Source organism: Streptomyces sp. NBC_01363 (genome assembly GCF_026340595.1).
Taxonomy (GTDB): domain Bacteria; phylum Actinomycetota; class Actinomycetes; order Streptomycetales; family Streptomycetaceae; genus Streptomyces.
Window position 1 is genome coordinate 2117009 of the sequence record NZ_JAPEPF010000001.1, and the last position, 13223, is coordinate 2130231.

Below are 13223 nucleotides of genomic sequence, written 5' to 3' on the forward strand. Positions count from 1 at the left end.
AAAGCTCAACCCCCATGGGTCTTACCAGCAAGACATTTCTGGTTCTGGCCATCGTGCTGGCCGTGGTGTTCTTCGCCGTCACGGTCTGGCTCTGGCCCCGGCTGGCCCGTCGCAGCGTGCCCGCGGTGTTCGGCAGGGTCGGCCTGCTGCTGGCGACCCAGGTGACGATCTTCGTCACGGTGGCCCTGGTGGCGAACAACTCCTTCCTCTTCTACGGATCGTGGGCCGACCTGTTCGGCCAGAAGCAGGATCTGGGTGTCGTCACGGACCACGCGGCCGGAACGCTGGCCTCCAAGAACATCGTCCGGGTCGGGATCCAGCGGCCGGACGTGCCCGGCGGTTCGCGGCCCACGATGGGCGGGCGGATCGACAAGGTCGTGATCGCGGGCCGGCAGTCGAAGATCGAGAGCTCGGCGTACGTGTACCTGCCGCCCGAGTACTTCCAGCCAGCCTTCGCCCGCCGCAAGTTCCCGGCGGTCGTCGTGCTCACCGGCTACCCGGGCGTCTCGGAGAACCTCCTGAAGAGCCTCCGGTATCCGCGTACGGCACACGAACGGGTGAAGGCCGGCCGGGCCCAGCCGATGATCCTGGTGATGCTCCGGCCGACGGTCGCGCCGCCGCGGGACACCGAGTGCGTGGACGTGAAGGGCGGGCCGCAGACCGAGACCTACCTCGCCGAGGACCTGCCGCGGGTGATCTCGGAGTCGTACCGGGTCGGAAAGCTGGCCCGAAACTGGGGCATCATCGGCAATTCGACCGGTGGTTACTGCGCCCTGAAGATCGGGCTCCACCACCCGGACCGGTTCGGGGCGAGCGTCGGGCTCTCCGCGTACTACAAGGCGGCCGAGGACCCGACGACCGGCGATCTCTTCCAGGGCGACCAGAGCGCGCGGGACCGCGCCGATCTGATGTGGACCCTGGACCACATGCCGAAGCAGCCCGACTCGTCCTTCCTCGTCACGACCTCCAAGCACGGCGAGGGGAACTACCGCACCACGCTGCAGTTCATGGCCAAGGTGAAGTCGCCCGCCCAGGTCTCGTCGATCGTGCTCGACAGCGGCGGGCACAACTTCAACACCTGGCGGCGGGAGATCCCTTCGGCGCTGGACTGGCTGAGCAGTCGGCTCAGCGAGAACTGACACGGGCCGCCACTCGGTGAACCGGGCGCCCCCGGTTCACCGCGTGGCGGCCTTGGCGACGCTCTCCACGCTCTCGACCGCCACCTCGGCGCGCGGGACGTCCTGGGCGTCCGCGTCGATCGAGCGGCGCAGTGCCTCGTGCAGCCGGGCCGGGGTGAGCACGCCCAGGAACCGGCCGGTGCTCTCCGCGTCGATGACGGCGATCCAGCCCGCGTCGTGCTGGAGCATGGTGGCGAACGCCTGCTTGAGCGGGGCGCCGACGGGCAGCCACGCCTCCATCCTGCGGGCGTGCGCGCGCACCGTGCCCCCGGCCCCGGCGGCGGAGCCGTCGGCCGGGATCCAGCCGTGCAGATTGTCCTGGCCGTCCAGTACGACGGCCCAGCGCGCGCCCTCGGCCCGCAGCCGCTCGGTCGCCCGCGCCAGCGAGTCGTCGAGGTGGACGACCGGCGGCTGGTCGAGGTCGCCCTCCTCGATGGGGGTCACGGAGAGCCGCTTGAGGCCGCGGTCGGCGCCGACGAAGTCCGCGACATAGGGGGTGGCGGGGGCGCCGAGCACGGTGGCGGGGGAGTCGAACTGCTCGATGGAGCCCTGCCCGTAGACGGCGATCCGGTCGCCGAGCCGGACCGCTTCCTCGATGTCGTGCGTGACGAACAGGACGGTTTTACGGACCTGTTCCTGAAGTTTCAGGAATTCGTTCTGCAGCCGTTCCCGCACGACCGGGTCGACCGCGCCGAAAGGCTCGTCCATCAGCAGCACCGGCGGGTCCGCGGCCAGCGCCCTTGCCACACCGACGCGTTGGCGCTGACCGCCGGAGAGCTGTTCCGGATACCGGTCGCCATAAACGGAAGGATCAAGTCCGACAAGGTCGAGGAGTTCGGCCGCGCGTTCCCGGCCCTTTCCCCGTTTCCAGCCCAGAAGATGCGGGACGGTCGCGGTGTTCTCCAGGATCGTGCGGTGCGGGAAGAGTCCCACCTGCTGGATCACATAACCGATACGGCGGCGCAGCCGGACGGGGTCGATGGCGGATATGTCGTCCCCGTCGATGAATATCCGGCCCTCGGTCGGTTCGATCAGCCGGTTCACCATCTTCATCGTGGTCGTCTTGCCGCACCCCGACGGTCCGACGAGCGTGACCAGTTCACCCTCGGCGACCTCGAAGGAAAGGTCGTCGACGGCGGTGGTGCCGTCCGCGTACCGCTTGGTGACGTGCTCGAAACGGATCATGGTTCCCCATTGTGGCGCGTGTTCTGTGAAGGACATGTTGCTGAAATACAACGGCTCCGGCGATTGTCAGTGGTCGAGGATAGGGTCGCCAGACATACGTACGAAGCGGTGACCGGGAGGTGGGGGAAGGATGGCCGTGGGACAGAACTGCCTGGTGACGAACGACTGGATCTGCGGGGAGTATCTCCGTTCCCGCAGCCAGGAGTTGACCGATGCGACGGTCCAGCACATCTGGATCACCGCGGTCTCGGTGGCGATCGGACTCCTGGTGGCCTTTCCGCTGGCGCTGCTCGCGCGCCGCAGCCGCCGTTTCGCCGGACCGGTGCTCGGACTGACGACGGTCCTCTACACCGTGCCCTCGCTCGCCATGTTCTCGCTGCTGCTGCCGCTGTTCGGGCTTTCCGCCGCGCTGGTGGTGACCGGCCTGGTGCTGTATTCGCTGACCATTCTCGTGCGGAACATCCTGGCGGGCCTCGAAGCCGTTCCCCAGGAGGCGAAGGAAGCCGCGAAGGGAATGGGCTACGGGCCGGTCCGGCTGCTGTGGGAGGTCGAACTGCCGTTGGCCATGCCCGCGTTGATGGCGGGGGTGCGGATCGCCACGGTCTCGACGATCGCGCTGACGACGGTCGGGTCGATCATCGGCAGAGGCGGCCTCGGCAATCTCATAGGGGACGCGCTCCCCAGCTTCTTCAAGGCCCAGGTGCTCACCGCCTCGGTCCTGTGCGTACTGCTCGCGGTCGTCGCGGATCTGCTGCTGCTCGGTGTGCAGCGGCTGCTGACCCCCTGGACCCGAATACGTGCCGCGCACGCGGACGCGGGCACTGTGGCAAAGGCGGTCTGACCCATGGGAGTTCTCGGCGAGGCCTGGACCTGGCTCACCACCGGCGCCAACTGGTCGGGGGAGAGCGGGGCGGCCCACCGGCTCGGTGAGCATCTGTACGTCAGCGGCGTCGCGCTCGCCCTGGCGTGCGCAATGGCGCTGCCGGTCGCGCTGTACCTCGGGCACATCGGGAAGGGCGGCACGCTGGCCGTCAACCTCTCCAACGTGGGGCGGGCGATCCCGGTCTTCGCGGTGCTGGCCCTCTTCATGGTCTCGCCGCTGCGCAACGCCGGATATGTGCCGACGGTCATCGCGCTGGTGCTGTTCGCCGTGCCGCCGCTGCTGACCAACGCCTACGTCGGGATGACGGAGGTCGACCGGTCGGTGACGGAGGCGGCACGCGGCATGGGGATGTCCGGGTGGCAGCTCTTCGTCCGGGTCGAGCTCCCGCTGGCCTACCCGATGATCATGACCGGGCTGCGCTCCGCCGCGGTCCAGGTGGTCGCCACGGCCACGATCGCCGCGATGGTCGGCCAGGGCGGTCTCGGCCGGATCATCACCGCCGGGTTCAACACGTACAACACCCCGCAGGTGGTCGCGGGGGCGGTGTTGGTCGCCGTGCTCGCGCTGCTGGTGGAGGCGGTGCTGGTGGGCCTGGACCGGCTGCTGTCACCGCTGCGCCGCCGCCGGACGGCGTGACGGCGGCGTGACAGCCACATGAAACCCGATCCGCCATCCCCGGACCCCGATCTCGTACAGACCCTGTTGCTGTGGACTCATACGGCCCCCGTGGCTGTGGACGGAGAACGACAATGAGCAAGACCTCGCGCATAGCCGGCGCGGTCATCGGCATGGTGGCGCTGGCCGGCTCGCTCGCCGCCTGCGGCGGCGACAGCCTGGAGAAGGACAAGGCGGGCCCGGCATCCTCCGGCGGCGCCGCGGGCTCCGGCAAGAAGGGTTCGCTGGTCGTCGGCGCGGCCTCCTTCACCGAGTCCAAGGTGCTCGCGGAGCTGTACGCGCAGATCCTGGGCGACGCCGGATACAGCACCTCGGTCACCACGGTGGCGAACCGGGAACTGTACGAGCCGTCCCTGGAGAAGGGCGAGATCGATGTCGTCCCCGAATACGCCGCGACGATCGCCGAATTCCTCAATGCCAAGGTGAACGGTTCGAAGAAGGCCGAGAAGGCGCCGGTCGCCACCGGTGACACGGCGGCCACGGTCGCCGCGCTGGAGAAGCTCGCCACCCCGCGCGGACTGAAGGTGCTCCCGGCCGGTGCGGCCGTGGACCAGAACGCCTTCGCGGTGACCAAGGAATTCGCCGCGAAGAACAAGCTCAAGACCCTTTCGGACCTCGGCAGGTCGAAGGCCGAAGTGAAGATCGCGGCGGGTGACGAGTGCGAGGTGCGGCCGTTCTGCGCACCGGGTCTGAAGAAGACGTACGGCATCAATGTCACCGGTATAGACCCCAAGGGAGTCGGTACGCCGCAGTCCAAGCAGGCGGTCAAGGACGGCAAGGACCAGTTGGTCCTCACCACCACCACGGACGCGGTGCTGGACAGCTACGACCTGGTGTTCCTGGCGGACGACAAGAAGCTCCAGAACGCCGACAACGTACTGCCGGTCCTCAATGCCGAGGACGCCGGTTCCCAGGACATTGCCGACGCACTCGGCAAGCTCACCAAGGCGCTCACCACCGAGGATCTCGCGGAACTGAACCGCAAGGTCGACGCCGAGCGCGCAAAGCCCGCCGATGTCGCCAAGGACTATCTGCGGTCGAAGGGCCTCGTCGAGAAGTAGGAATCGGGGGGAATGGGGCCGTCAGGTAACCGGCAGGGAACAGATTGGCGGGCGGCCCCCCAAGTGCCCCGTACACACGGTAAATTTCAGGCCATGCCACGTGGACGTCATCGCCATTCGCCACCTCTGCACAGAATCCTTCCGCCGTCGGCAGTCGTCGGAGTCTCGGTCCTCTGTGCCGGGGGCGCCTGGCTGCTCGCCGAGCCCCTGGTCCTGCGCGGTCTGGTGGCCGCCTCGGCGGTCGCCGCCGTGACCGGCGCGTATCTGATGCGCAGCTGGGACCAGGAAGCCGGCCGCCGGGTCGCGGAGCTGACGCGGGCCCGCGCCGGTGACGAGTGGCGGGCCGAGGAGCGGCTCGCCGAGCTGGAGGCCGACCTGGAGGAGTCGCGGGAGCTGCGCGCCCGGCTGGAGACGAAGCTGCGCCGCAAGCGCGTGGAGCTCGCCAACCTGCGCGGGGAGCACGCCGCGCTGCTGCGCCGGTACGCCAACGCCGAGACCGAGCGGGCCAGCGCGCTGGAGGGCCGCAGGCAGCTCGCCATCGAGGCCGCCGCCGCGCCCCGGGAGCTGCCCGCCACGCGCAGCACCCCGACGTCGGCCGCCTATCTGCGGGCCGCCCAGGCGCTGGAGGACCTCTCGCGCAACGGGGCGCTCCAGGAGGCGCGTCGTACCGCCGAGCAGGCCAGGAAGCGTGATCTCGCGGAGCGTTCCCGGGAGGCGGACGAGTGGCAGGGCAAGCACGCCGCGGACGAGGACCGGACCGGCGCGCAGCACCTGCGCCCGCCGGCCGCCCTGCCCGCGCCCCGGCCGTCCGCCGCGCTGCCCCCGGCGCGCACCGCCCCGGCCACCGCCGTCGCCCCGTACGCGGCTTCCCGCCGCCAGCTGGTGCCGCAGGGCAGCTTCGACTTCTTCGGTACGCAGAAGGCGCGCGCCGCGATCGAGTCCGTGCAGGACGAGGACCTCGCCGACGTGGTGGGCGAGGAGGCGCTGGCCGCGCACCGTACGGGCACGGCCGGGAACCGGGTCGTCGGCGAGGTCATCGACCTGACCGCGCACGACGAGACCGAGCAGCTGGACGTGGCGGAGCTGCGCAGCGCGATCTCGTAGAGCGGCGCGATCCCCGCAGAAGCAGAAGCAGAAGCAGCGGCCGCCGTCCCGGGCCCCGGGACGGCGGCCGCTACGTGTCGATCACTTGTCGATGTCGCCGACGACGAAGAAGAGCGAGCCGAGGATCGCCACCATGTCGGCGACCAGCGTGCCCGGCAGCAGCTCGGTGAGCGCCTGGATGTTGTTGTACGAGGCGGAGCGGAGCTTCAGCCGGTACGGGGTCTTCTCGCCCTTGGACACCAGGTAGTAGCCGTTGATGCCGAGCGGGTTCTCGGTCCAGGCGTAGGTGTGGCCCTCGGGGGCCTTCAGCACCTTGGGCAGCCGCTGGTTGATCGGGCCGGGCGCCAGGGCGGCCATCCGGTCCAGGCAGGCGTCCGCGAGGTCCAGGGCGTTGTGCGTCTGCTCCAGCAGGCACTCGAAGCGGGCCAGGCAGTCGCCCTCGGTGCGGGTGACCACCTTCAGGGTGTCCTGGAGCTCCCCGTACGCGAGATACGGCTCGTCGCGCCGCAGATCGAAATCGACGCCCGAGGCGCGGGCGATCGGCCCGGACACCCCGTACGCGTGCACGGTCCCGGCGGAGAGCACGCCCACGTCGCGGGTGCGGCCCCGGAAGATCTCGTTGCCGAGCACCAGGTCGTCGTAGACGTCCATCCGGGACCGGACCGAGGCGACCGCGTCCCGGGCCCGGCCGAGCCACCCGGCCGGGAGGTCCTCCTTGAGACCGCCGACGCGGTTGAACATGTAGTGCATCCGGCCGCCGGAGACCTCCTCCATCACGGCCTGGAGCTCCTCGCGCTCGCGGAAGGCGTAGAACACCGGGGTGATCCCGCCGAGTTCGAGCGGGTACGAGCCGAGGAACATCAGATGGTTCAGGACCCGGTTCAGCTCGGCGAGCAGGGTGCGGGTCCAGACCGCGCGCTCCGGCACCTCCATGCCGAGCATGCGCTCCACGGCCATCACGACGCCCAGCTCGTTGGAGAACGCCGACAGCCAGTCGTGGCGGTTGGCGAGCATCACGATCTGCCGGTAGTCGCGGGCCTCGAACAGCTTCTCCGCGCCGCGGTGCATGTAGCCGATGACCGGCTCGGCGTGCTGGATGCGCTCGCCGTCCAGGACGATGCGCAGACGGAGCACGCCGTGGGTGGAGGGGTGCTGGGGGCCGATGTTGAGCACCATGTCGGTGCTCTCCGCCGCGCCGCCGATGCCGACTGTCGTCTCCGTCATGCGGCCAGTATTACGTGAACGCGCCGGGGCCCGGCCCCGGGGCCCGGCCCCGGTCCGCCGACGGGGCGGCTTCCCGGCCCCCGCGCTGCATCAGCCAGCCGAAGTCGCCGAGGCCGCCCCGGGCCGTCAGCTCCGCGGCCTCGCCCGCCGAGGCGAGCGCCCGTACGTAGCCGGCCGGGTCGGCCGACGCCAGGGCCAGGGGCGGGCGTCCGCCGCTGACGCCGAGGCGGTGCAGCGCCTCGCGCTGGCTCAGCAGCTCGGGCGGCGCCCCGGCCCCGGCCCCGGCCGCCGCGCAGGCGTCCAGGGCCACGTGCGAGGTGAGGTCGCAGCTGCCGTCCGGCACCGGCCGGACCTCGCGGCCGACCCGGAAGCCGGTCAGGGTGCCGAACGGGGGCCGCGCCTCCCGCGCATGGGCGTAGTCCACGGCCACGGCGAGCCCCCCGGCCAGCGTGGCCACCGCCCGCGCCCAGGCCTCGTCGCGGGGGCGGCCGATCTCCGCGCGGCTGCCCGGTCCGGCCGACGGCCACCAGCGGCGCAGCCACTCGGCGTCCGCCCCGGCCACCGGCTCGCCCAGCCGTTCCGTACCGTCCTCGGTCCGGACGAGGACGTACCGGTCGACGCCGTCCGCGTCGGTCTCGGCGACCTCGGTCGGGACGTTGTCCAGCCACTCGTTGGCGAACAGCAGGCCGTACGTCCGCGACGGCGGTTCGGCGCACCACTCGATCCGGGGATCCAGTCCGGGCGGACGGTCGGCGAGCTCCACGGCGTACGTACGTACGGCGAGGCCGTCGGCGCCCGCGGCCGGGAGCGCCGCGAGCACCCCCGTCAGCAGCTCGCCCCGCCCGGCGCCCAGGTCCACCAGGTCGACCGATCCGGCGCCCAGTTCCCGTGCCGTCGCGACCAGCAGCCGGGCGACGGCGGAGGCGAAGAGCGGGGAGGCGTGGACGGAGGTACGGAAGTGGCCCGCCGGCCCTTCGGGGCTCCGGTAGAACCCCCCGTCCCCGTACAAAGCGGTCGCTGCCGCCTCCTGCCACCCACGCCACTCATCCGTCACGTATCCAAGTCTCCACCTTGGGGAGTACGGTCCCAGAAGCCGGATCGGCCCTTCGGCTGACCCGTGCCCCCTTGCCTGTCCCTACGCTGGGTTACGTGCAGCGCCTCTACGACTTCCTCCGCAGACACCCGACGGGCGTCGACAGCTTCTGGGCCGTCGTCCTCCTCGGGCTCTCCGGCCTGTCCATGGTGGGTATGGGGAGAAGCGCGGGGGAGCGCGTCGCTGCCGTTCCGGTCATCCTCGGGCTCTGCGCCGTTGTCGCGTTGCGCAGGCGCGCGCCGGAGAAGATGCTGCTGCTCGCCATCGCGATGGGGGTGGTGCAGCTGGTCACCGGAGTGCCGCCCGGTGTCATGAACTTCGCGATGCTGATGATCGTCTTCACCGTGGCCACCGTCGGGGAGCGCTGGGCGTCCCGGCTCGCGCTGGTCTGCAGCCTGTGCGCGGCGGGTCTGTCCAAGCTGCGCTGGCCGGGCGAGGGGCCGCGGACCGGCTGGGCCGAGGAGATCTTCATCGTCGTCGTGCTGACCGTGCCGTTCGTGCTCGCCTGGGTGCTCGGCGACTCGATGCGGACCAGGCGCGCCTACTTCAGCCAGCTGGAGGAGCGCGCCGCCCGGCTGGAGCGGGAGCGCGAGGCGCAGTCGAAGGTCGCGGTGGCGGCCGAACGGGCCCGTATCGCCCGTGAACTCCACGATGTCGTCGCGCACAACGTGTCGGTGATGGTGGTGCAGGCCGACGGTGCGGCGTACGTCATGGACGCGGCCCCCGACCAGGCCAAGCAGGCCCTGGAGACCATCTCCAGCACCGGCAGGCAGGCGCTCGCGGAGATGCGGCGGCTGCTCGGGGTGCTGCGGACGGGCGATGCCGAGGAGAGCGGGGAGTACGTCCCGCAGCCCGATGTGGACCAGATCGAGGATCTGATCGAACAGGTCAGACAGACCGGCCTGGCCGTCGACTTCAAGATCGAGGGAACCCCCCGCCCGCTGCCCAGCGGCGTCGAGCTGACCGCGTACCGCATCGTGCAGGAGGCCCTGACCAACACCCGCAAGCACGGTGGCCCGGACGCGGGGGCCAGCGTGCGTCTGGTCTACTTCGACGACGGGCTCGGACTGCTGGTCGAGGACGACGGGCGGGGCGCGGCGCACGAACTGTACGAGGACGGCGGCGCCGACGGCGAGGGCCACGGGATGATCGGGATGCGCGAGCGGGTCGGCATGGTCGGCGGCACGCTGGACGCCGGGCCGCGGCCCGGCGGCGGCTTCCGGATCAGCGCGCTGCTGCCCCTCAAGCCGGCTCACTAGACGCAGGAACGGGCCCACCGGACGACGTACCGGGCCCACCAGACGCAGGACAGGAGACAGGACCCCTCATGGCGATCCGCGTGATGCTCGTCGACGACCAGGTGCTGCTGCGCACCGGCTTCCGGATGGTGCTCGCCGCCCAGCCGGACATGGAGGTCGTGGCCGAGGCCGGCGACGGCGCGGAGGCGATCGAGGCCCTTCGTGCCACCGCCGTCGATGTGGTGCTGATGGATGTGCGGATGCCGAGGCTGGACGGCGTCGAGGCCACCCGGCGCATCTGTGCGCAGCCGGACGCGCCCAAGGTGCTCATCCTGACCACGTTCGACCTCGACGAGTACGCCTTCTCCGGGCTGAAGGCCGGGGCCAGCGGCTTCATGCTCAAGGACGTGCCGCCCGCCGAACTGCTGGCCGCGATCCGCTCCGTGCACAGCGGCGACGCCGTCGTCGCCCCGTCCACCACCCGCCGGCTGCTCGACCGGTTCTCCCCGATGCTGCCGAGCGGTGCCGGCGAACCGCAGCACAAGGACATCGCCAAGCTCACCGAGCGCGAACGCGAAGTGATGCTGCTGGTCGCGCAGGGCCTGTCGAACGGCGAGATCGCGGCGCGCCTGGTGCTCTCCGAGGCGACCGTGAAGACGCACGTGGGCCGCATCCTCACCAAGCTGAACCTGCGCGACCGGGTGCAGGTCGTGGTCCTCGCGTACGAGACCGGGCTGGTCCGGGCCGGTGGCGGGGCGGTCTGACCCGCGGGCCCGCTGATCCGGGTCGACGCCCCGAGCCGGGGCTCGGCCCGGGGCGCCTTCCGGTCAGCGCAGGATGCCTTCCAGGAAGTCGCTGCCGAGCCGTGCCACCGAGGTCAGGTCCAGCTGGTGCAGCACGTACCGGCCGCGCCGACGCGTGGTGACCAGGCCCGCCTTCTTCAGTACCGAGAGGTGCCGGGAGACCTCGGGGGCCGTGATGCCGTGCGTATCGGCGAGCTGGCCGGTCGTGTGCGGGGAGCGGGCGAGGTGGCGGCACAGGCGCATCCGCATCGGGTGGGCCAGCGCCTCCATGCGCAGCTGGAGCAGTTCCACGGAGGAGGGGGAGGGCAGCTCGGGCTGGTGCACCGGGTAGTGGATCACCGGGCGCCAGCCCGGCGCGTGCAGCAGGTTGAGGTGCGGCCAGCCGAAGGTGGACGGGATGAGGGTGAGCCCGGGGCCGACGGCGCTGGTGCGGCCCTCGGTCAGTTTGTCGGCGCTGATCCGGGTCCCGGCCTCGTCGACGGTCAGCGCCGTGGACACCGCGCCCATCGCCTCGCCGATCCCCTTGCGCCGCAGCAGATCGGTCTTGTGCCGGGCGTCGGCGACCAGCTGGACCCGCACCCGGCACCAGGTGTCCGCGAAGAACGCCCGGTCGCAGTCCTCGAACAGGCGCCGCACCCAGGCGCGCACCGGGGCCGGATCGGCCAGCAGCTGCTGGGCGAACTCCACCTGCCGGGGGCCGCGCGCCGCCGCCATGTCCAGGGCGCGGGTGTGCATCGTCGGGTCGTTGAGCGGGGAGGGCGCGCCGAGCCCGTACAGGCTGGTGCAGGTGAACTCCAGGGCGGCGGCGACGAACCGTTCGTCGTCCAGCCGGTCGAGGATGTCGAGGTCCTCGGCGAGGTTGGCGCCCGCCCTGCCGTTGCCGCCGCGGATCCCGGCGAACGGCATGAAGATGTCCGAGAACGTGTGGCGCCACAGGAAATCGGCCTCGTGCAGCCGGTCGGCGAGGTCGGGGTCCAGCGCGCTGGAGGTCGCCGTCGCCCAGCCGTGCAGGCCCGGGTGGTGCCCCGGCTCGGAGAGGGCATGCAGGGCCAGCCCCAGCTCGGCGAGGGGGGAGGTCTCGAAGACGATGCGGTCGGGCGCCAGCCCGGCGATGTCGATGTGCACGCTCACCCCTCCATAGTGCGGGGTGCCCGCGAAAGGCATCGCGCCATTTGACGGTGGTCGTCAATCGGCGGGCCGGACGGGCCGGGACCGGCCCACGCTGAGGCCCATGGACGCCATTCAGCAGCACATGATCGACAGCTATCGCGCGGCCCAGCGGGGCGAACTTCCGCCGCCGCTGCCGGGCCGGCACGACTGGGAAGTGGTGCGCGAGGCACGTGACCGGCGCCGTTTCGACGCGGTGATCGCGGGCCGCCCGGCGCGCGGTCGCCGACGGGCCGCGCTGCGGTCCCTGTTCACCCGAAGCCGCGGAGCCGGCGGTTCCGGTGCTCCCGGCCGTTCCCCGGTCGGCCCGGCAGGCTCCTGCTAGGCCAGCCGCGCCACGAACTCCCGTACCGCGCCCCGTACATCCTCAGCCGTCCACTCCAGCCCTTCGCGCCCCACCGTCACCTCGGTGAACGACACTCCGGGCGGCCCGGCGGCCGCGGGGTACCACTTGCGGAAGAGGGACACGCCCGTCTCCTCCGCCTGCCGCACCGCCGCCTCCGTCAGGACGTCCTCCCCGTACGGCAGCCACACCTGGAACTGATGCGTGTGCGGCGGCTCCGGATGCACCCGGAACCACCCGGTGCCGGCCGCCGAGAAGCCCTCGGCCATCGCCCCGGCCACCACCTTCGCCCGTGCCACGTACGACGGCAGCTGCGGCAGCTCCTGATCGAGGCCGATCAGGGCGGTGAGCGCCGCGGGGAACTGCTGGAAGAGCTGCCCGCCGTACCGGTGGCGCCAGGTGCGCGCCTCCTCGATCAGCGGCCCGGGACCGACCAGCGCGGCCCCGGAGATTCCGCCGAGGGTCTTGTAGAACGACACGTACACGCTGTCCGCGAGCGCCGCGATCTCCGGCAGCTCCCGCCTGAAGTGGGGGGCGCACTCCCACAGCCGCGCGCCGTCGATGTGCACCACCGCATCGCGTTCCCGCGCGGCCGCCACCACGGCCTCCAGCTCCTCCCACGTCGGCAGGACGAAACCGGCGTCGCGCAACGGCAGCTCCAGCATCAGCGTGCCGAACGGCTCGTCGAAGTCGCGGATCTCCTGGGCCGTGGGCAGCCGGGGCTCGGACGTCGGATGGACGGTACGCAGCCCGCTCACCGCCCCCAGCGCGCCGCGTTCGTGCACCTCGGGGTGGGCGAGGGGATGCAGCGCCACCGTGGAATCGCCGGTCCGCCCGGCCCAGCACCGCAGCGCGACCTGCTGCGCCATCGTCCCGGTCGGGAAGAACGCGGCGGCCTCCATGCCCAGCAGGCCCGCGATCCGCTCCTCCAGTTCGGCGACGACGCCGTTGCCGTAGATGTCCGCGGGGCGGTCGAGATCGGTGACGGCCCCGGCCCCGGCCGTCAGCGCGGCCAGCCGTTCGCCGAGCGAGAGGTTCATGGGCGGCCTGATCAGGACTCGTTCGGCCGCGTGCCAGGCGTTGATCCTGCGCAGCCGCTGCGCTTCCTCCTGGGATTCCTCCCGCGCTTCCGGCCGAGGCTGCCCGTCCAGGTCTGCTGTGTCTGTCATGGGACGATCATCACGCAGCGCGCAGCTCGGGCCCGCATGGTTTTCCGGGCGCCCCGGCTCCGGGCCGCGCCCCCGCCCGGACTTTACCCACAGGCTGTGG

The 13223-nt window shown here is 71.4% G+C and carries 13 protein-coding genes; 8 read left to right on the top strand and 5 right to left on the bottom strand.

Annotation, left to right across the window (positions count from 1 at the left end):
* Window positions 1–14 precede the first annotated feature (14 nt).
* Window positions 15–1139, top strand: a complete 1125-nt coding sequence (locus tag OG611_RS09920) for an esterase family protein (protein ID WP_266417646.1) — start codon at window positions 15–17, stop codon at window positions 1137–1139.
* Window positions 1140–1175: 36 nt separating this feature from the next.
* On the opposite strand, the gene OG611_RS09925 is transcribed toward OG611_RS09920, so the two are convergent.
* A complete protein-coding gene (locus OG611_RS09925) occupies window positions 1176–2363 on the bottom strand; it encodes an ABC transporter ATP-binding protein (protein WP_266417648.1) in 1188 nt (395 codons plus the stop codon).
* Between the two features lie 130 nt (window positions 2364–2493).
* Between OG611_RS09925 and OG611_RS09930 the strand changes: the two genes are divergently transcribed.
* The 4 genes from OG611_RS09930 to OG611_RS09945 all read left to right on the top strand — a co-directional run bounded on the left by OG611_RS09930 (window position 2494) and on the right by OG611_RS09945 (window position 6086).
* Complete coding sequence (locus OG611_RS09930) at window positions 2494–3204, top strand: ABC transporter permease (protein ID WP_266417652.1); 711 nt, start codon at window positions 2494–2496, stop codon at window positions 3202–3204.
* 3 nt (window positions 3205–3207) lie between these two features.
* Window positions 3208–3882 (top strand): ABC transporter permease, encoded by a 675-nt coding sequence (locus tag OG611_RS09935; RefSeq protein WP_266417655.1) that lies wholly within the window; start codon window positions 3208–3210, stop codon window positions 3880–3882.
* A 113-nt stretch (window positions 3883–3995) separates the two neighbouring features.
* A complete protein-coding gene (locus tag OG611_RS09940; protein ID WP_266417659.1) occupies window positions 3996–4982 on the top strand; it encodes an ABC transporter substrate-binding protein in 987 nt (328 codons plus the stop codon).
* A 93-nt stretch (window positions 4983–5075) separates the two neighbouring features.
* A complete protein-coding gene (locus tag OG611_RS09945) occupies window positions 5076–6086 on the top strand; it encodes a hypothetical protein (RefSeq protein ID WP_266417663.1) in 1011 nt (336 codons plus the stop codon).
* Between the two features lie 81 nt (window positions 6087–6167).
* Here OG611_RS09945 and OG611_RS09950 read toward each other — a convergent pair whose 3' ends face one another.
* On the bottom strand, window positions 6168–7310 hold the full coding sequence (locus OG611_RS09950; RefSeq protein WP_266417666.1) for an NADH-quinone oxidoreductase subunit D: 1143 nt from the start codon (window positions 7308–7310) through the stop codon (window positions 6168–6170).
* A 10-nt stretch (window positions 7311–7320) separates the two neighbouring features.
* Window positions 7321–8364 carry an SAM-dependent methyltransferase gene (locus OG611_RS09955; RefSeq protein ID WP_266417669.1) on the bottom strand — a complete coding sequence of 348 codons (1044 nt, stop codon included), beginning with the start codon at window positions 8362–8364 and terminating at the stop codon, window positions 7321–7323.
* A gap of 95 nt (window positions 8365–8459) precedes the next feature.
* Here OG611_RS09955 and OG611_RS09960 point away from each other — a divergent pair, with 95 nt between their 5' ends.
* Both OG611_RS09960 and OG611_RS09965 read left to right on the top strand, forming a co-directional pair.
* On the top strand, window positions 8460–9662 hold the full coding sequence (locus tag OG611_RS09960) for a sensor histidine kinase (protein WP_266417672.1): 1203 nt from the start codon (window positions 8460–8462) through the stop codon (window positions 9660–9662).
* A 68-nt stretch (window positions 9663–9730) separates the two neighbouring features.
* The gene (locus OG611_RS09965) at window positions 9731–10405 is read left to right on the top strand and encodes a response regulator transcription factor (protein ID WP_266417675.1); all 675 of its coding nucleotides are present in this window, start codon (window positions 9731–9733) and stop codon (window positions 10403–10405) included.
* A gap of 63 nt (window positions 10406–10468) precedes the next feature.
* Here OG611_RS09965 and OG611_RS09970 read toward each other — a convergent pair whose 3' ends face one another.
* On the bottom strand, window positions 10469–11569 hold the full coding sequence (locus OG611_RS09970) for a DUF5937 family protein (protein WP_266425714.1): 1101 nt from the start codon (window positions 11567–11569) through the stop codon (window positions 10469–10471).
* Between the two features lie 106 nt (window positions 11570–11675).
* On the opposite strand from OG611_RS09970, the gene OG611_RS09975 reads away from it, so the two are divergent.
* Window positions 11676–11936: a hypothetical protein gene (locus OG611_RS09975; protein WP_266417678.1), complete on the top strand. Its 261-nt coding sequence runs from the start codon at window positions 11676–11678 to the stop codon at window positions 11934–11936.
* Here OG611_RS09975 and OG611_RS09980 read toward each other — a convergent pair.
* Entirely contained in the window at window positions 11933–13123 is a 1191-nt protein-coding gene (locus OG611_RS09980; RefSeq protein WP_266417682.1) for a low specificity L-threonine aldolase, read from the bottom strand. The genes OG611_RS09975 and OG611_RS09980 overlap by 4 nt on opposite strands.
* Window positions 13124–13223: the final 100 nt, after the last annotated feature.

Excerpts from the sequence above, each read along its gene's own strand:
- OG611_RS09920 (WP_266417646.1), top strand. The coding sequence starts at position 15 with ATGGGTCTTACCAGCAAGACATTTCTGGTTCTGGCCATCGTGCTGGCC.
- OG611_RS09925 (WP_266417648.1), bottom strand. The coding sequence starts at position 2,363 with ATGATCCGTTTCGAGCACGTCACCAAGCGGTACGCGGACGGCACCACC.
- OG611_RS09930 (WP_266417652.1), top strand. The coding sequence starts at position 2,494 with ATGGCCGTGGGACAGAACTGCCTGGTGACGAACGACTGGATCTGCGGG.
- OG611_RS09935 (WP_266417655.1), top strand. The coding sequence starts at position 3,208 with ATGGGAGTTCTCGGCGAGGCCTGGACCTGGCTCACCACCGGCGCCAAC.
- OG611_RS09940 (WP_266417659.1), top strand. The coding sequence starts at position 3,996 with ATGAGCAAGACCTCGCGCATAGCCGGCGCGGTCATCGGCATGGTGGCG.
- OG611_RS09945 (WP_266417663.1), top strand. The coding sequence starts at position 5,076 with ATGCCACGTGGACGTCATCGCCATTCGCCACCTCTGCACAGAATCCTT.
- OG611_RS09950 (WP_266417666.1), bottom strand. The coding sequence starts at position 7,310 with ATGACGGAGACGACAGTCGGCATCGGCGGCGCGGCGGAGAGCACCGAC.
- OG611_RS09965 (WP_266417675.1), top strand. The coding sequence starts at position 9,731 with ATGGCGATCCGCGTGATGCTCGTCGACGACCAGGTGCTGCTGCGCACC.
- OG611_RS09975 (WP_266417678.1), top strand. The coding sequence starts at position 11,676 with ATGGACGCCATTCAGCAGCACATGATCGACAGCTATCGCGCGGCCCAG.
- OG611_RS09980 (WP_266417682.1), bottom strand. The coding sequence starts at position 13,123 with ATGACAGACACAGCAGACCTGGACGGGCAGCCTCGGCCGGAAGCGCGG.